We start from the raw sequence: 18,398 nt of genomic DNA on the forward strand, positions 1-18,398 counted from the left end.
TATTCCAGCCTTATCTAATATCTTATTGCGCCGCTTCAGCTGCATATGTTGGATATGGAGCTTCTGGGTGGCGCTGCTTTTTAACAGCATCAGAAACAAGGACATAACCTTCTTTAGAACCAGGGACGGCTCCTTTAATGAAGATAAGATTATTTTCTTGATCCACTGCTGCGATTTCAAGGTTCTGAGTCGTAACACGGCGATCACCCATGTGACCTGCCATTTTCTTTCCCTTAAAAACTTTTCCAGGGTCTTGGCGCTGACCAGTAGAACCGTGTGAACGGTGACTAATGGAGACACCATGGGACGCTTCCAAACCGCGGAAGTTATGGCGCTTCATCGCACCAGCGAATCCCTTACCCTTACTCGTTCCAGTAACGTCAACTTTCTGACCTGGAACAAAATGAGCTGCTGTTAGTTTTGTGCCAACTTCGAGCACAGCGTCATCAGACACTCTAAACTCAACAAGCTTTTTTTTCAACTCTACTTTTTGACTTGCGAAATGTCCACGGTTTGGTTTGCTGACATGCTTGGCTTTTGCTTCACCATAACCAACCTGAAGTGCGACATATCCGTCACGTTCATTTGTTTTTACGTCAACAACTTCAACATGATCCAGCTGAAGGAGTGTGACAGGAATGCTGACACCGTCTTCTTTGAAGATACGGCTCATTCCTAATTTTTTTGCAATAAGTCCGGTACGCATATCTGCCCTCAAAGTTTAATTTCAACATCAACACCAGCAGCGAGGTCGAGCTTCATAAGCGCGTCAACGGTTTGAGGTGTTGGTTCAACGATATCCAACAAGCGGCGGTGCGTACGCATTTCGAACTGTTCACGGCTCTTTTTATCAATGTGAGGTGAGCGGTTCACTGTAAAGCGAGCAATATGTGTTGGGAGGGGAATAGGACCACGTACCCGAGCCCCCGTTCTTTTCGCTGTATTTACAATATCACGAGTACTGCTATCCAGCACCCGGTGGTCATAAGCTTTTAGGCGAATACGAATATTTTGATCGTCCATTATCCTACTTTGAGCCTTATTTTAATTTAAAAGAAATTCACACGAATCCCTAAGAATCCGTGCAAAAGATAACCCCCGGAAGCAAGCTCCCAGGGGCTAACCAAATGCTTAATAGCAGATATTATTTCTTAACGGAAGAGACAACACCTGCACCAACTGTACGTCCGCCTTCACGGATAGCGAAGCGCAAGCCTTCGTCCATAGCAATTGGAGCAATCAATTCAACATCCATAGCAACGTTATCGCCAGGCATAACCATTTCGGTTCCTTCTGGAAGATGAACGACACCTGTAACGTCTGTTGTTCTGAAATAGAACTGTGGACGATAGTTGGTGAAGAATGGGGTATGACGCCCGCCTTCCTCTTTTGTCAAAATATATGCTTCTGCCAAGAACTGGCTGTGTGGCGTAATAGAACCTGGTTTTGCAAGAACCTGACCACGTTCAACATCTTCACGCTTTGTACCACGCAACAACGCACCGATGTTATCACCTGCTTCACCACGATCGAGAAGCTTACGGAACATCTCAACACCTGTAACGGTGGTTTTTGTTGTTGGTTTAAGACCAACGATTTCAACTTCGTTACCGACGTTAATTTCGCCACGTTCGACACGGCCTGTAACAACAGTACCACGACCAGAAATGGAGAACACATCTTCGATTGGCATCAAGAATGGACGATCAACTGGACGTTCTGGCTGTGGAATGTAGGCATCAACCGCATCCATCAACTCAAGAATTTTTTCCTCACCGATAGAAGCATCACCATCTTCCAAAGTTGCTAATGCAGACCCCTGAATGATAGGAATATCATCCCCTGGGAACTCATAGGAAGAAAGAAGTTCACGAATTTCCATTTCCACGAGCTCAAGCAATTCAGGATCATCAACCTGATCAACTTTATTCATGAAAACAACAAGAGCAGGAACACCAACCTGACGTGAAAGCAAGATGTGCTCACGAGTCTGTGGCATTGGACCATCAGCAGCAGACACAACCAAGATTGCGCCATCCATCTGAGCTGCACCTGTGATCATGTTTTTGACATAGTCAGCATGGCCTGGGCAGTCAACGTGCGCATAGTGACGCTTATCTGTTTCATACTCAACGTGAGCTGTAGAAATCGTAATACCACGAGCTCTTTCTTCTGGCGCTTTATCAATCTGATCGTATGCGCTGTATTCTGCACCACCTTTTTTAGCAAGCGTTTTTGTGATCGCAGCTGTTAAAGATGTTTTACCATGGTCAACGTGACCGATTGTGCCAATATTGCAGTGCGGTTTTGTCCGCTCAAACTTAGCCTTAGCCATAACCTATCCTTTTAAAAACTTTCCTGACAACGCAGGATATATCTTTTATTATTTACCAAAAATGAAAAAGACTTACCAACGATAATGGCTGAATGCACGATTAGCTTCGGCCATACGATGGGTATCTTCGCGCTTTTTAACAGCTGAGCCACGATTATTAATCGCATCGAACAACTCTTGTGAAAGGCGATCACACATTGTCTTTTCGCTTCTTTTACGCGCTGCGTCAACAATCCAGCGAATTGCTAGAGCCTGACGACGTTCTGCACGCACATCAACTGGCACCTGATATGTGGCACCACCGACACGACGGGAGCGAACCTCAACTTGAGGTTTAACATTATCCAAAGCTGAATGGAACATGGCAATTGGATCTGCATCCGGACCACCCCGTTTAGCTAAGCTATCCAGAGCCCCGTAAAGGATACGCTCTGCTAAAGATTTTTTCCCGTCATACATCATGACATTCATGAAACGGGTTAACACGACATCTCCAAATTTTGGATCTGGAAGAATTTCGCGCTTTTCAGCACTGTGCCGACGACTCATTCCCTACTCTCCCTTATTTCGGACGTTTTGCGCCGTAGTGCGAACGTCTTTGACGACGTTTTGGAATACCTTGAGTATCCAAGACACCACGAATAATATGATAACGCACACCTGGTAAATCCTTTACACGTCCGCCGCGAATAAGGACAACGCTATGTTCCTGAAGATTGTGACCTTCACCAGGAATATAACTCACCACCTCATAACCATTGGTCAAGCGGACCTTGGCCACCTTTCTCAAAGCTGAGTTAGGTTTTTTTGGCGTGACAGTATAGACACGGGTACAGACACCACGTTTCTGTGGGCATCCCTGCAATGCAGGCACCTTATTACGCTTGGCAGCAGGCTTACGGCCTCTGGCAATGAGCTGGTTAATAGTGGGCATTCGCCTTATTCAATCCTTTTATTCTGTCTGCGATTTATAAACTCGCAAAAACTTTACTTATCTGCGAAGAGCATAATAACACCATTCACAGACAGACCTGTAAAAATATAACCACGTTACTACGCAGTCGCAACTTAATCACCTAATGGGGCAGAAAAATAACCTTTAATCTTCTGCCCCGTCAAGTCCTAGACACTAAGAGAAAAAATACGTGTCTCTCGTACCATCGTACCTTACTTAAGACTCGCTTTCCAACTCAGCCTCTAATGAAGCCGTGTCTTCGGTAATAATTTCTGCGTCAACCGCAGCTAAAGGAGATGCTTGCTCTCCAAGCCTGCGCATTTGGCGCATCAATCCGCCAGTTCCTGCTGGAATCAAACGCCCAACAATGACGTTTTCTTTTAACCCTCCAAGATGATCCACTTTACCAGAGCTGGCCGCTTCGGTCAGCACACGAGTGGTTTCTTGGAAAGAAGCCGCAGAAATGAAGGACTCTGTCTGCAAGGAAGCCTTAGTGATTCCCTGTAGAACAGGAGAAGCTTCTGCAGGCTTACGCCCACTTTCTTCTAATTCACGATTCTCTGCCTCGAAGACAAGACGGTCAACGATCTCACCAAGCAACCAAACCGAATCGCCTGGATTTGTAATCTCAACTTTTTGAAGCATCTGGCGCACAATCACTTCGATATGCTTATCGTTGATCTTCACGCCCTGAAGACGGTAAACGTCTTGAACTTCATTTACCAGATATTCAGAGAGGGCTTCAACCCCTAGAACTTTCAAAATGTCATGAGGGACACGAGGTCCGTCAACCAATGGGTCACCTTTTTGAATAAAGTCACCTTCCTGAACAGAAATACGTTTACCTTTAGGGATAAGATATTCCATCTGCTCCCCTGTTTGATCGTCTTTCACAACGATGCAACGTTTTGCTTTGTAATCCCGTCCAAATTCAATATACCCGCTGTTTTCTGCAATGATCGCATGGTCTTTAGGGCTACGAGCCTCAAAGAGTTCTGCAACACGTGGCAGACCACCTGTAATATCACGGGTTTTGGAACCTTCACGTGGAATACGTGCCAGCACGTCACCCGCATGAACTTCAGCCCCATTTTCAACTGAAAGAATGGAATCTGGAGACAAGAAATAGCGTGCTTCATTGCCATTGGCTAAACGCTCGATATTTCCGTCCTTATCTTTCAACTGAAGACGTGGACGAAGGTCAACCCCTTTAGCGGCTTGTTTGTAATCTACAACCACACGTGAAGCTAGGCCTGTCACCTCGTCCATACGTTCCATCAAAGTAATCGAGTCAATCAAATCAACATATTCGACACGCCCCGCTTGCTCTGTAATAATTGGCAAGGTGTATGGGTCCCACTCAGCCAATTTCTGACCACGCGTGACTTTTTCATCCTGAGAAACCATCAGTTTAGAACCGTATGGCACACGGTAACGCGCACGTTCTACCCCGTTTTCGTCCATAAGAACGATCTCACAGTTACGGGACATGACAACAGGAATCTTTTGCGAATTCACAACCACGTTGAGATTCGCAATTTCGACCTTACCCTCACGTGCAGCTTCGACCATAGATTGTTCAGCACCACGGGTCGCCGTTCCTCCAATATGGAAAGTACGCATCGTGAGCTGTGTTCCAGGCTCACCGATAGACTGCGCCGCGATAACACCAACAGCCTCACCGACATTCACTTCCGTGCCCCTTGCAAGGTCACGTCCATAGCATTTTGCACAAATGCCAACACGGCTCTCACAGGTCAAGACAGAGCGAATCTTAATATTTTCGATCCCTGCTTTTTCCAAGGTTTCAATCGCTTCCTCATCAAGCAATGTCCCTGTTTGATAGAGAACTTCACCTGAAACGGGATGGCTAACATCTTCTGCCAAAGTACGACCTAAAGCACGATCTTCCAAAGAAGCAACCACTTCTCCGCCATCCATGACGACGTGAACATCAATCCCTTTTTCCGTTCCACAGTCTTTATCACTAATGATGCAGTCCTGCGCAACGTCAACTAAACGACGTGTCAAATAACCTGAGTTCGCCGTTTTTAGAGCCGTATCCGCAAGACCTTTTCGCGCACCATGGCTGGACGTAAAATAGTCAAGAACGGAAAGTCCTTCTTTAAAGTTCGCAACAATTGGCTGTTCGATAATTTCACCTGAAGGTTTAACCATCAAACCACGCATACCAGCAAGCTGCTTCATCTGTGCTGGCGACCCACGGGCACCAGAATCACTCATCATCCAAACAGAATTGGTTGGCTTACCAATTTCAGAAGCGGAAATCGCCTCGACCATCGCTGCCTGAACCTCATCTGTACAACGAGACCATGTATCGACAACTTTATTGTAGCGCTCACCAGCTGTAATCAAACCATCCTGATATTGCTGTTCAAACTCCTTCACTTCGGCTGCGGCACGATCGACCAATTCAGCTTTCGCCTTAGGCACAATCATATCATCTTTACCAAAGGAAACCCCTGCCAAAGCCGCATGACGGAAACCAATTCCCATCAGCTGATCACAGAAAATAACAGCATCTTTCTGGCCACAATGGCGATAAACCATATCAATGACACTCGAAACCGCCTTCTTCGTCAACTGACGGTTAATGAGGCTGTAAGAAATATGTGGGTTATTTGGCAAAATAAGACCAATAATGGCGCGGCCAGGTGTTGTAACAACAACCTTGGAAACCATCTCACCATTTTCGTCCATTTCTTTGAAACGCAAACGGATTTTCTGATGAAGATTCACTTCTTCCGCCGCCAAAGCAGCTTCGATTTCGGCAATAGAGCCAAATGCGGTTGGCGCAGGTGTCTTAACAACTTCCTTGCCTGTTTCAGGATCTTTTACGATCTCTGCTTCATCTGGTGTTGCCTTAAACTCTGGCGTTTCTAAGCTCAAATAATAAAGACCCAAAACAATATCCTGCGATGGCACGATAATAGGCTTACCGTTAGCAGGGCTGAGAATATTATTTGTGGACATCATCAAAACACGTGCCTCAAGCTGGGCTTCCAGCGAAAGCGGAACGTGAACAGCCATCTGATCCCCGTCAAAGTCAGCGTTAAAGGCCGTACAAACCAACGGATGAAGCTGGATTGCCTTTCCTTCGATCAAGATAGGCTCAAACGCCTGAATCCCAAGACGATGCAACGTTGGCGCACGGTTAAGGAACACGGGATGTTCTCTAATGACTTCTTCAAGAATATCCCAAACTTCTGGACGTTCTTTTTCCACCATTTTTTTAGCCGCTTTAATGGTATTCGCATGACCATATTTCTCAAGCTTAGCGTAAATAAACGGTTTAAACAGCTCTAATGCCATTTTCTTTGGCAAACCACACTGGTGCAGTTTTAATTCAGGACCAACCACAATCACAGAACGGCCCGAATAATCCACACGTTTACCAAGAAGGTTCTGACGGAAACGGCCTTGCTTTCCCTTCAGCATGTCTGAAAGAGATTTCAAGGGGCGTTTATTCCCACCAGAAATAGCTCTGCCCCGGCGACCATTATCAAATAACGCATCAACAGATTCCTGCAACATACGTTTTTCGTTACGAACGATAATATCTGGAGCACGCAACTCCATCAAACGCTTCAAACGATTGTTACGGTTAATCACACGACGATAAAGGTCGTTCAAATCAGACGTTGCAAAACGGCCGCCATCCAAAGGCACCAAAGGACGCAACTCTGGCGGAATGACAGGAATGACATCTAAAATCATCCATTCTGGCTTACCGCCGCTTTCAACAAAAGCTTCCACCATCTTTAAGCGTTTCACCAGTTTTTTTCTGGCAGCTTCAGAAGTGGCCTTACGCAATTTTTTACGCAGTTTTGTTTTTTCAGAATCTTCGTCCGTAACCTCTTGATCGTAATCAAAAGGATCTGGTTCACCAGCTTCTTTTGCTTCAGCCGTTAAACGGCGCTCTTCACTGTTTGGAATTCCCCAATCATAGCTTGAAAGCGCTTTTTTAATGGCTTCAGCCCCGATACCGACCTCAAGTCCTGCATCTGGATACATGTCCAGAAGATCTTCACAGCGCTCTTCATCCAAGAGATACTGATCACGTCTCTTAGCATATTTAAAGGACTCAATTTCTTCTGAATCACAAATCCCTTTATCAAGAACAAGGAATTTCTCGAAATAAAGAACAGGCTCAACATCCTTCAGCGGAAGATCCAACAATGTCGCAATACGACTTGGAAGGGACTTCAAAAACCAAATATGCGCCACAGGAGAAGCAAGTTCAATATGCCCCATCCGCTCACGGCGGACTTTTGCCAAGGTGACTTCAACACCGCATTTTTCGCAGATAATCCCACGGAATTTCATCCGCTTATATTTTCCGCAAAGGCATTCATAATCTTTGGTTGGCCCAAAAATACGCGCACAGAAAAGCCCATCACGCTCTGGCTTAAAAGTACGGTAGTTGATTGTTTCAGGCTTTTTGATTTCTCCAAAGGACCACGAACGGATCTGTTCAGGAGAGGCCAGACGAATTCTAATCTGGTCAAAAGCCCCCTGTTCTGTTGCTGAAGGCCCTAAAATTTTGGTGATCTCTTTCATTCGCCATTATCCTGCTTGCCGGGAAGTTTGGGGAAATAGAAGCACCTATTTCCCCTTGTTCCCTAAAGAGCTTTTAAAAGCTCGTTCATTATTATTTCAACGGGTTTCCAATAAGAATTCTAACTTAATTAGAACCTTGCTCTAGCTCGACATTAAGACCAAGTGATTTTAACTCTTTGGTCAAAACGTTAAAGCTCTCTGGAATTCCCGCTTCGAAATCTTCATCCTCACGAACGATAGACTCGTAAACTTTTGTTCGCCCTGAAACGTCATCTGACTTAACCGTCAGCATTTCCTGAAGCGTATAGGCTGCGCCGTATGCTTCCAATGCCCAGACTTCCATTTCTCCGAAACGCTGCCCACCGAACTGCGCCTTACCACCGAGTGGCTGTTGCGTAATCAAAGAATATGGCCCGATGGAACGAGAGTGAATCTTATCATCAACCAAATGATGCAATTTAAGCATATAAATATAACCAACGGTTGTTTTACGCTCAAATTTCAGTCCTGTACGACCATCAATCAACTGAGACTGGCCAGAAACATCTACACCAGCTTTTGCGAGCATTTGCTCAATATCTGGAATAGAAGCTCCATCAAACACAGGCGTTGCAATCGGCACCCCCTTGCGGATATTCTTTACCAATTCAAAAAGCTGATCATTAGACATTTCGGCAATCTCTGTCTCAAAGACTTTCTCACCGTAAACCTCTTTCAGCTCATCGAGAAGCTCCTGATGACGCTCCCCTGTGCGCTGATAATCATCAACAATTTCACCAATGTTCTGACCAATATTTGCACAAGCCCAGCCCAAATGTGTTTCAAGAATCTGCCCCACATTCATACGGGAAGGCACACCCAATGGGTTAAGGACGATATCCACGGCCTGACCATTTTCAAGGAAAGGCATATCCTCGATCGGAACCACACGGGAAACAACACCCTTATTTCCATGACGTCCAGCCATTTTATCCCCAGGCTGAAGCTTACGCTTCACCGCAACGAAAATTTTAACCATTTTCATTACACCAGGAGAGAGTTCGTCGCCACGCTGTAACTTATCAACCTTATCTTCAAAATGCGCATCAATACGTGCCACAGCAGCATCATACTCTTTACAAATTGTCTGAATAGCTGTTGCAATTTCTGCATCTGCCAAAGGAATATCTCTCCAGCTATCACGTGGAATTTCACGCAAAGCTTCCAGAGTGATTTTATCTCCCTTTTTCAGATTCTTAACGGTTTTAGATTTTGTCGCAGCGCCAACTTCCTGACCAACAAGACGTGCTTTCAAACGATCGTGGAAGTTACGTTCCTGAATAGCACGCTCATCATCACGGTCTTTAGCAAAACGTTCGATTTCATTCCGCTCAATCGCCATCGCACGTTCATCTTTATCCACACCACGACGTGAGAAAACACGAACGTCAACAACTGTTCCGCTTGTTCCTGGTGGAAGTTTAAGAGACGTATCACGAACATCAGAGGCTTTTTCACCAAAAATAGCACGTAACAATTTTTCTTCTGGTGTCATGGGGCTTTCCCCTTTTGGGGTCACCTTACCGACAAGAATATCGCCTGGTTCAACTTCTGCACCGACATAGACAATGCCAGCCTCATCAAGATTTCTAAGGGCCTCTTCACCTGCATTTGGAATGTCACGGGTGATTTCTTCCTGTCCAAGCTTCGTATCACGCGCCATGACCTCGAACTCTTCCAAATGGATAGAGGTGAAGACGTCATCACGTGCAATACGTTCAGAGATAAGAATAGAATCCTCATAATTGTAGCCATTCCAAGGCATGAAGGCCACCATGACGTTACGGCCAAGTGCCAACTCCCCCTGTTCTGTTGATGGGCCGTCCGCAATAATATCACCTGCCACAACACGATCGCCAACTTTCACCAAAGGACGCTGGTTAATACATGTGGACTGATTAGAACGCATATATTTACGCAAACGGTAAATATCGACACCTTCAATATTATCCTCATCATCTGTTGCACGGATAACCACACGGGCACCGTCAACCTGATCAATCACACCGCCACGTTTTGCAACAATCGCAGCCCCAGAATCCCGAGCAACGGCCGCTTCCATTCCCGTTCCAACTAAGGGAGCATCAGACTGCACCAATGGAACGGCCTGACGCTGCATGTTAGACCCCATCAAAGCACGGTTCGCATCATCGTTTTCAAGGAATGGGATGAGTGCAGCAGCAACAGAGACCAGCTGTTTCGGAGAAACGTCACAAGCTGTCACCTGATCGGGAGGCACAAGACGGAAATCACCCGACTTACGCACAGAAACAAGATCACTTGTCAAACGACCCGTCTTAGGATCTTGCGCAGCATCAGCCTGCGCAACCGTGAGTTTTTCTTCTTCAATAGCAGAAAGATATTTAAATCCGTCTTGAAGCACCCCGTCCTGAACAAGACGATATGGTGTTTCAATAAAGCCGTATTTATTCACTCTTGCATAAGTTGCCAAAGAGTTAATCAAACCAATATTTGGCCCTTCAGGCGTTTCAATCGGGCAAATACGTCCATAATGGGTTGGATGAACGTCACGCACTTCAAAGCCCGCACGCTCACGTGTCAATCCCCCTGGACCCAACGCAGAAAGACGACGTTTATGAGTCACCTCTGAAAGAGGATTTGTCTGATCCATAAACTGACTTAATTGTGAAGAGCCAAAGAATTCACGAACCGCCGCCGCTGCTGGCTTTGCGTTAATCAAATCGTGTGGCATTGCCGTATCAATCGGAGAAGAACTCATCCGTTCACGAATGGCACGCTCCATACGCAAAAGGCCAATACGGTACTGATTTTCCATTAATTCACCAACGGAACGAACACGACGGTTTCCGAGGTTATCAATATCATCGACCTGACCACGCCCATCCTTCAAATCACAAAGGACTTTAATCGTATGGATAATGTCTTCTTTCCGCAACGTACGAACGGTATCAGGAACATCCTCCTCCAAACGCATGTTCATTTTAACACGCCCAACGGGAGAAAGATCATAACGTTCAACGTCAAAGAACAAACCGCTCAACATTGCCTCAGCAGCCTCACGGGTCGGTGGCTCACCAGGACGGATAATCCGGTAAATATCAATCAGCGCTTCATCACGTGTACGATTCTTATCTGCCAACATCGTGTCTCTGATCCAAGGACCGTGTGTTGCGTCAACCGCCAGCGTTGGCAAATCTTTAACACCAGCTTCCTGAATCTCAACCAAAAGCTCTTCTGTGATTTCTTCACCTGCTTCTGCGTAAATCAAACCCGTTTTTAGATTAACGATATCCCGTGCAACGATACGCCCAACAAGATCATTCACAGAAGCACTGACCGTTTTTGTTTTTTCAGCGATTTTCTTAACCAAACGGGCTGTCAACTTTGCACCAGCCTCAGCAACAACCTCTCCTGTATCTGCCTCAACTAATGGTGAAAGGAGTTTCTGGCCACGGAAAAATTCTGTATCAAACGCACGTGCCCATCCTTTTCCATGACGGAAGAAAGAAACCGTGCTGTAAAACTCACGAAGAATTTCATCTTGATCCATACCCTCAATATCGAGCATATCAAGATCACCACCCTCTTCTGCCTTTTTAGCACGTGCCTTAATGGAATTTTCACCCTCTAAAGCATAAAGCAAAGTTGTTACGGGCAATTTACGCTTACGGTCGATACGAACATGCAAAATATCTTTCGCATCAAATTCAAAATCCAACCATGAGCCACGATAAGGAATCACACGCGCACTATAAAGATATTTGCCAGAAGAATGTGTTTTCCCCTTATCGTGATCAAAGAAAACACCCGGACTGCGGTGCATTTGGGAAACGATAACACGCTCTGTCCCATTGACAATAAAGGTCCCATTTTCTGTCATTAAAGGCATTTCACCCATATAAACAGGCTGCTCTTTAAGATCATGAATGGTACGAGCCCCAGTGTCTTCGTCAATATCCCATGTCGTTAAACGCAAAATAACACGAAGCGGTGCTGAATATGTCAAACCACGCTGAAGACATTCCTCAACATCATATTTTGGCGCTTCAAATTCATAACGCTGAAAATCCAAACGACCACGACCGCTAAAATCATGGATTGGGAAAACAGAACGAAAAACTTCCTGAAGCCCAGAAGATGAACGAGAATCAGGATTCACATCACGTTGCAAAAAACTCTCATAAGAGGCTCTTTGAACATCAATAAGATTCGGCATCGTCGCCACTTCAGGAATACGCCCAAAGCTTTTACGAATCTTCTTTTTAGCATTGAATGCTTTTTCTTTTACCATTAGGAACTCCTGGCCGCCGTCTTAAACACTCGAAATCTAGGAACAAAGAAAAGTTTGTTATCCCTACTGCTTTACGCTTTATTGTCGCCTTATTGGCGCAGTTTTTACTTTAAAATATAGTTTAATAAACATCACAAAACTCATATCAAAACAGGATACCCCTATTATCGTATAAGTTCTCAAAAACGGCAAGGAAGGGTGATGTCTAACACCCCCTTCCTCTACCAGCCCTTTCGGAGAAAATGCCTCCTACTGCGGACTTGCTAACAAATCAAAAATTATTTGATTTCGACTGTTGCACCAGCTTCTTCAAGAGCTTTTTTCATTTTGTCAGCTTCGTCTTTGGAAACACCTTCTTTAAGTGTTTTTGGTGCGCCTTCGACCAAGTCTTTAGCTTCTTTCAAGCCGAGTCCTGTGATCCCACGGACTTCTTTAATGACATTGATCTTTTTGTCGCCTGCGCTTGCCAAAACAACATCAAATTCTGTTTTTTCTTCAGCGGCAGCAGCGGCAGCACCAGGAGCGGCAGCGGCAACAGCAACAGGAGCAGCAGCAGAAACGCCCCATTTATCTTCCAAAAGTTTGGAAAGCTCAGCAGCTTCTAAAACTGTAAGAGCAGATAGTTCGTCAACAAGTTTAGCTAAATCAGCCATTTTTAAATCCTATTAAAATTATTCACAAAAATATTATGTAGATTGTCAAAACTTTTATCTTCAAAGCACCTTTAAATTCTAAAGGCGATTTCAGATTAAGCTTCTTCCCCTTCAGGTTTCATCGCCACAAGACGCGCCACCTGACCCGCTGGAGCCTGAGCCAAGCGAGCAAGTTTAGAAGGCACACTAGCAACCAAGCCAGCAATCTTGCCACGAAGTTCTTCGAGAGATGGCAATTCAGACAGAGCCTTAATTGCATTTTCATCAAGAACCTGATTTCCGAGAGCACCACCGACAACAACGAATTTTTTATTCGTTTTTGCAAAGTCAGTTAGCGCCTTTGCAACAGCAACAGGCTCATCAGCCCATGAAATTGCTGTTGGCCCTTGGAAAAGATCTGCAATATTTTCGTAAGATGTCTTAGGCAAAGCCCGCGCCACCAAACGATTTTTTGCGACCTTATAGGATGCGCCAGCAGACCGAACTTTTTGACGAAGTTCCGTCGTCTCAGCAGCATTTAAGCCCTCATTTCGGGAGACAATCACAATATTTGCGGTCTCAAATACTTTAGATAACGAGGTAACTAAAGCTTCTTTCTCATTGCGGTTCAAACGCACCTCCTTTAGACGCCTTAATGCGCCCAGCCAGTTTTGCCAGATTAACCATAAAGATTATCCCAGCCTGCCACCTTGGCTGAAGAGAGGATTTGTCACAAAACGCCAAAAGAGCTTCTTTTGGACGAACGTAAATTCAAAAACCACTCTTCCACCTCACACCCGCCACCCTGCCAAAATGACAAAGATACTTAAAACCCCTTAAGGAGTCCAACGTGTGCTCTTAGGCAGAAAGAAGGGAGCGAACTCCCCTCTCATTCCGTAAAATTACTACCGAGATTACTGCGTAATCCCTGACATGTCCACAGCAATCCCTGGCCCCATTGTTGAGGAAAGAGAAAGCGTCTTCATGTACACGCCTTTTGCACCTGATGGCTTATCCTTTTGGACAGCATCAAGCAATGCACGAATATTTTCTTCAAGCTTCTTTTCATCAAAAGAAGCCTTACCAACACCTGCATGAACAATACCGCTTTTTTCTGCACGATATTCAACTTGCCCTGCTTTTGCGCTTTCAACAGCCTCTTTGACATTCACGGTGACTGTACCAAGACGTGGGTTTGGCATCAATCCACGAGGACCGAGAATCTTACCCAACCGTCCAACAAGCGCCATCATATCAGGGGTTGCAATGCAGCGATCAAAATCAATCTTACCGCTTTGGATTTCTTCGACTAAATCCTCAGCTCCAACGATATCAGCACCAGCTGCTTTAGCCTCCTCTGCTTTTGGACCACGCGCAAGAACTGCAACACGCAGATTTTTACCCGTGCCATGAGGCAAAGAAACCATACCACGAACCATTTGGTCCGCATGCCGAGGATCAATCCCCAAACGCAATGCGACTTCAACGGTCTCATCAAATTTTGAGGTTGCAAATTCACGAACAAGCTTAACGGCCTCACCCAAAGGATAAGAACGTGCCACATCTAACTTTCCTGCGATTGCTTTTTGTTTTTTAGTTTTAATCGCCATGAATTAAGCTCCCGTCACCTTGATGCCCATAGAGCGAGCAGAACCTACCAACATACGGACAGCTGCTTCAACATCATGAGAGTTCAAGTCTTGCGCCTTTGTTTTTGCAATTTCACGAAGCTGGTCAACAGTAACAGAACCAACCTCAGGGGAACGACCAACTGTCTGCGACCCCTTTGTGATTTTTGCTGCCTTGAGTAAGAAATAGGTATTTGGCGGTGTTTTTGTAATAAAACTAAAGGTACGATCAGCATAAGCTGTAATCACCACAGGAATAGGCATCCCTGCTTCCATACCCTGCGTTGCCGCATTAAACTCTTTACAGAATTGCATGATATTAAGGCCACGCTGACCTAATGCAGGACCAACTGGTGGAGACGGATTCGCCTTACCTGCTGGAATTTGTAACTTAATGTAGCCAACAATTTTCTTGGCCATAATTCGGAAACCTTTCAAATAATGAAAAATACGATTCCGAACCGCGGTCAAACAGGAGTCGCCAAAAAACGATCCCTTCCACGTTCGAGATTTTTCTTATGAAGAAACCTCTCACTAGCGGATTCAAAGAAAAAAAGCAACCCCTTTAGACGATAGAGAAAACTCCTGAAAAAGATCCCTGTTAAAAGCCCATCCCTGCGCCACAACAAAACACCATATTCAAAAAAGAGACACTTCAGAAGCGAAAATAGAGAAAGCCTTGCCTTAAAATCTCAAAATCAATAATCTCTGAGACACTCTGAACCTCATTGACTTTCCTTTGTTGGAAATTTTCTATAACCGTCACACATCCTTTATGTTTATAACGCTTCCTATCAACATATTGCCGCATAACTAATCTATATTGAGTATATCTATATTATGACCGCTGAAAATCTGCCACATATCCGTGCTGGGCACCGTTCCTTTTTAGCCTTAGTTCTCATGCCTGAAAATCCTCTTGATCTTTGGATGACCGCACTGGAACGTGAAATTGAAACGGCTCCTGATCTTTTTCGTGGTCGCGCCGTCATTTTGGATTTATCGGCCATCAAAGAAAATACACCTGAACTCATTTCTCTTCCAAAACGTTTGCGTGATATGGGACTCTTCATTACTGGCGTTGAAGGGCAGGCCGCTTATTGGCCAAGCCTAAAAGAGTGGAACATCCCAATGGCTCCCTCCAATGGCGGCCACCTCATGCCTCTTGAAAACGCCTCCCCTTCCGAAAAAAAATCTCAAACTTCTACAAAATCAGCGCTCATCATTGAGGAGACAATTCGCTCTGGCCAGCTTTTCCAACACGCAGATGGCGATGTGATTATTATGGGAAATGTTTCTTGGGGTGCGGAAATTATCGCTGGAGGCTCTATTATTGTTTACGGCGCCTTACGCGGACGTGCGATTGCGGGCCTTGAAGGTGGTGCAGATGCCCGTGTTATCGCACAGCAGTTTGAAGCGGAACTCATCGCCATTGACGGCTATTACTCTGTTTTGGAAAATTTTGATTCAGACCTTATCGGACAACCTGCCCAGGCAAAGCTTGTCAATAAGCGTGTTGAGCTTCTACCCATCCCAACAACAAAACTTCCAGCGCTTGTAAAGACTCCTAAAAAATAATACGACCTAAGCCTTTTTAGCTCTTAATCTAAATAGGTTTTTGTTGTATCTAAAATAACACAGGTTCGTTTAGTTTCTTATTTTCTTTACTTTTTCTTGCTTCTTTAAGGAGAAGACATAGTATAGTCCCCTAGGAACTCTAACAGATTTTCTATTTATCCTTGTCGGGATATGTTTAAAAACATTCTGATATTTTCGTACGAAGGAGCCAGCCGGGTTTATGGTTGAAGTCATTGTTGTTACCTCTGGTAAAGGCGGCGTTGGAAAGACAACCTCAACAGCGGCTTTGGGCGCTGCGCTAGCAAGAACTGGGAAGAACGTGGTCGTGGTTGACTTCGATGTCGGCCTCCGAAATCTAGATCTGGTCATGGGTGTCGAGCGTCGTGTTGTCTTTGATCTGATTAATGTTATTCAAGGTGATGCTAAATTAGCGCAGGCTCTCATCCGTTATCCAAAATGTGAAACACTTTCTATCCTGCCGGCTTCTCAAACAAAAGATAAAGAAAATCTAACGCTTGAAGGTATTGAGAAAGTTATCGAAGAACTTTCCAAAAGCTTTGACTATATTCTTTGCGACAGCCCTGCTGGCATTGAGGATGGCGCAAAACACGCCATGTATTTTGCGGACAAAGCTGTTATCGTTACAAATCCGGAAGTCAGCTCTATCCGTGACTCTGATAGAATTATCGGCCTTCTTGACAGTCGGACTAAAAAATCTTCGGAAGGTGGGCGTGTCGAAAAGTTTCTTCTCATTACACGTTTTGATCCTGTCCGAGCAGATCGTGAGGAAATGCTCAAGGTCGAGGAAGTTGAAGAATTTCTTTCTATTCCACTCATTGGCGTTATTCCTGAGAGTAAATTTATTCTCGAGGCCTCCAATAAAGGTGAGCCTGTGACGATCTATGCCCCCAACAGTCCTCCAGGAAAAGCCTATGAAGATGCTGCACGGCGACTGCAAGGTGAAGAACTTGAGCTTGTTGTTCCTTCGGGGAAACGTGGGTTTCTTGGTTTTCTATTCGGGCGTTGATACCTTAGAAAGGGGTGATTATGCTAGGTATTTTTCGGAGTAAAAAAAGAAAAGCAACAAGCTCTGTTGCAAAAGAAAGACTCCAAATCCTTTTAACGCATGAACGCGGTGGATCTGGCCCAGACCAAGTTTTGCTGGCCAATTTGCGAGAAGATATTTTGGCTGTCGTTGAGAAATATTTCCCAATTGACCGCCAAAAACTCAATATTGGCTTAACAGAGCAAGCTGATCAGTCCCGCGTTGAGATTGACATCGAAGTTCCTAAAAATCTAGGACGTTAATTCAGAAAACACCTTAAGTACCTTTAGGCCGTTTTTATAAGCTGCTCTAATAGAATTAGGTGTGTTTCCTGGAAAGCCATGCGAGGTGTCGCCATGCCAGCAATTCTGCTGGCGGTCCATTCTGTTTGCACGCTTTTTCAAGCTGAAGCGTGGCCTTCCCTGCCTTACGAAGCCCTTCCAGCGACCAATTCCGAACAGATAAAGCAAACTTATCCCGATCACGCCAAAAAACGGGCGGACGCACACCAGCCACCGCTTGGGCAACACTCATTCCTTTTTCGACATTTTCCCGTGCGGCCTCTAAGCGGCGTAACTGATAAAGAACAACTCTTGCGTAAGCTATTGGATTTTGTCCTTCGCTTAATGCACGGCGAAAAGCAGCATCTGCCTTTGGATAATTGCCAGCCAAAGCCCATTGGATCGCCTCCCCCATATCCGCAGAAGCCGTATCCCCTGTAATTTTTTCTAAATCTTCTCTATCGAGAGGGGTTTCTAAATCTGCATAAAGACAAAATTTTTCAATCTCAGAACGGAGTAACGCCCGATCCCCCTCCATATGGGTTGCAAGCCAAATTTCCGCGTCATGCGTCAATTTCACCTTTCTCTGAGACAATTCTCGCTTAACCCAATCCGAAATTTCCTGCCCTGTCGGCGGATAACACCCAATCGCAGCAATTTTAGAAGAAGATTCCGCATATTTTCGCAAGCGGGATTTTGACGTTAATCCTCCCCCTTCCATTAAAATCAAGGGGGCTTCTAAATCTTCAGCAGGCGTTACCTCTAAAACAGTTTTTAAAGGTTCTAAGACGGTATCGGCGACCTCTCTCAGAACAATGACACGACGTCCTCCAAAAAAAGAAAGTGCGCCATATTCCTCTGCGAGACGGGAAATTTCATCATTTCCAAGAGTTACTAAGCGAAAAGAGTCTGCTTCACTGACTTTTTGAGCAAGTGCTTTGGTTCGTTCCGAGATAAGCCCTATATCATCCCCATAAAAAAGCATTCCATGATATTTCTGGGGTGTAGCCAAGACAGATTGCGTCTCTTTAACGGAGATTTTCATAAAACA

Annotated in this window: 15 protein-coding genes; 3 read left to right on the forward strand and 12 right to left on the reverse strand. The window is 45.0% G+C overall.

Features of this window, described 5'->3' with window-relative positions:
* Positions 1-22: 22 nt before the first annotated feature.
* From FAI40_02465 to rplK, 11 genes are all read right to left on the reverse strand, one after another.
* Complete coding sequence (locus FAI40_02465) at positions 23-706, reverse strand: 50S ribosomal protein L3 (protein QCE34291.1); 684 nt, start codon at positions 704-706, stop codon at positions 23-25.
* 8 nt (positions 707-714) lie between these two features.
* Complete coding sequence (rpsJ, locus tag FAI40_02470) at positions 715-1,023, reverse strand: 30S ribosomal protein S10 (protein QCE34292.1); 309 nt, start codon at positions 1,021-1,023, stop codon at positions 715-717.
* Between the two features lie 121 nt (positions 1,024-1,144).
* Entirely contained in the window at positions 1,145-2,335 is a 1,191-nt protein-coding gene (gene tuf, locus FAI40_02475; GenBank protein ID QCE34293.1) for an elongation factor Tu, read from the reverse strand.
* Positions 2,336-2,407: 72 nt separating this feature from the next.
* Positions 2,408-2,884, reverse strand: coding sequence for a 30S ribosomal protein S7 (gene rpsG / locus FAI40_02480; protein QCE34294.1), 477 nt, complete (start codon positions 2,882-2,884; stop codon positions 2,408-2,410).
* Positions 2,885-2,897: 13 nt separating this feature from the next.
* Positions 2,898-3,269, reverse strand: coding sequence for a 30S ribosomal protein S12 (locus FAI40_02485; GenBank protein ID QCE34295.1), 372 nt, complete (start codon positions 3,267-3,269; stop codon positions 2,898-2,900).
* A 237-nt stretch (positions 3,270-3,506) separates the two neighbouring features.
* Complete coding sequence (gene rpoC / locus FAI40_02490; GenBank protein QCE34296.1) at positions 3,507-7,871, reverse strand: DNA-directed RNA polymerase subunit beta'; 4,365 nt, start codon at positions 7,869-7,871, stop codon at positions 3,507-3,509.
* A gap of 124 nt (positions 7,872-7,995) precedes the next feature.
* Positions 7,996-12,183: a DNA-directed RNA polymerase subunit beta gene (rpoB, locus tag FAI40_02495; protein QCE34297.1), complete on the reverse strand. Its 4,188-nt coding sequence runs from the start codon at positions 12,181-12,183 to the stop codon at positions 7,996-7,998.
* Positions 12,184-12,461: 278 nt separating this feature from the next.
* A complete protein-coding gene (locus FAI40_02500; GenBank protein QCE34298.1) occupies positions 12,462-12,836 on the reverse strand; it encodes a 50S ribosomal protein L7/L12 in 375 nt (124 codons plus the stop codon).
* 95 nt (positions 12,837-12,931) lie between these two features.
* The gene (locus FAI40_02505; protein QCE34299.1) at positions 12,932-13,447 is read right to left on the reverse strand and encodes a 50S ribosomal protein L10; all 516 of its coding nucleotides are present in this window, start codon (positions 13,445-13,447) and stop codon (positions 12,932-12,934) included.
* A 282-nt stretch (positions 13,448-13,729) separates the two neighbouring features.
* Complete coding sequence (locus FAI40_02510; GenBank protein ID QCE34300.1) at positions 13,730-14,425, reverse strand: 50S ribosomal protein L1; 696 nt, start codon at positions 14,423-14,425, stop codon at positions 13,730-13,732.
* A gap of 3 nt (positions 14,426-14,428) precedes the next feature.
* Complete coding sequence (gene rplK / locus FAI40_02515; GenBank protein QCE34301.1) at positions 14,429-14,863, reverse strand: 50S ribosomal protein L11; 435 nt, start codon at positions 14,861-14,863, stop codon at positions 14,429-14,431.
* A 420-nt stretch (positions 14,864-15,283) separates the two neighbouring features.
* On the opposite strand from rplK, the gene minC reads away from it, so the two are divergent.
* The 3 genes from minC (at position 15,284) to minE (ending at position 17,329) form a co-directional block, all read left to right on the forward strand.
* Positions 15,284-16,021 (forward strand): septum formation inhibitor MinC, encoded by a 738-nt coding sequence (minC, locus tag FAI40_02520; GenBank protein QCE34302.1) that lies wholly within the window; start codon positions 15,284-15,286, stop codon positions 16,019-16,021.
* 220 nt (positions 16,022-16,241) lie between these two features.
* The gene (minD, locus tag FAI40_02525) at positions 16,242-17,048 is read left to right on the forward strand and encodes a septum site-determining protein MinD (GenBank protein QCE34303.1); all 807 of its coding nucleotides are present in this window, start codon (positions 16,242-16,244) and stop codon (positions 17,046-17,048) included.
* 14 nt (positions 17,049-17,062) lie between these two features.
* Positions 17,063-17,329 carry a cell division topological specificity factor MinE gene (gene minE, locus FAI40_02530; protein QCE34304.1) on the forward strand — a complete coding sequence of 89 codons (267 nt, stop codon included), beginning with the start codon at positions 17,063-17,065 and terminating at the stop codon, positions 17,327-17,329.
* Between the two features lie 55 nt (positions 17,330-17,384).
* Here minE and FAI40_02535 read toward each other — a convergent pair whose 3' ends face one another.
* Entirely contained in the window at positions 17,385-18,392 is a 1,008-nt protein-coding gene (locus FAI40_02535) for a DNA polymerase III subunit delta (GenBank protein QCE34305.1), read from the reverse strand.
* Positions 18,393-18,398 lie beyond the last annotated feature (6 nt).

It is taken from the genome of Acetobacteraceae bacterium, from assembly GCA_004843345.1.
Classification (GTDB): domain Bacteria; phylum Pseudomonadota; class Alphaproteobacteria; order Acetobacterales; family Acetobacteraceae.

Bases quoted from the DNA above. Each gene is read 5' to 3' on its own strand.
- rpoB (QCE34297.1), bottom strand. From the start codon at position 12,183: ATGGTAAAAGAAAAAGCATTCAATGCTAAAAAGAAGATTCGTAAAAGC.
- minC (QCE34302.1), top strand. From the start codon at position 15,284: ATGACCGCTGAAAATCTGCCACATATCCGTGCTGGGCACCGTTCCTTT.
- minD (QCE34303.1), top strand. From the start codon at position 16,242: ATGGTTGAAGTCATTGTTGTTACCTCTGGTAAAGGCGGCGTTGGAAAG.
- FAI40_02510 (QCE34300.1), bottom strand. From the start codon at position 14,425: ATGGCGATTAAAACTAAAAAACAAAAAGCAATCGCAGGAAAGTTAGAT.
- tuf (QCE34293.1), bottom strand. From the start codon at position 2,335: ATGGCTAAGGCTAAGTTTGAGCGGACAAAACCGCACTGCAATATTGGC.
- FAI40_02535 (QCE34305.1), bottom strand. From the start codon at position 18,392: ATGAAAATCTCCGTTAAAGAGACGCAATCTGTCTTGGCTACACCCCAG.
- FAI40_02500 (QCE34298.1), bottom strand. From the start codon at position 12,836: ATGGCTGATTTAGCTAAACTTGTTGACGAACTATCTGCTCTTACAGTT.
- rpsJ (QCE34292.1), bottom strand. From the start codon at position 1,023: ATGGACGATCAAAATATTCGTATTCGCCTAAAAGCTTATGACCACCGG.
- rpoC (QCE34296.1), bottom strand. From the start codon at position 7,871: ATGAAAGAGATCACCAAAATTTTAGGGCCTTCAGCAACAGAACAGGGG.
- rpsG (QCE34294.1), bottom strand. From the start codon at position 2,884: ATGAGTCGTCGGCACAGTGCTGAAAAGCGCGAAATTCTTCCAGATCCA.
- FAI40_02485 (QCE34295.1), bottom strand. From the start codon at position 3,269: ATGCCCACTATTAACCAGCTCATTGCCAGAGGCCGTAAGCCTGCTGCC.
- FAI40_02465 (QCE34291.1), bottom strand. From the start codon at position 706: ATGCGTACCGGACTTATTGCAAAAAAATTAGGAATGAGCCGTATCTTC.
- rplK (QCE34301.1), bottom strand. From the start codon at position 14,863: ATGGCCAAGAAAATTGTTGGCTACATTAAGTTACAAATTCCAGCAGGT.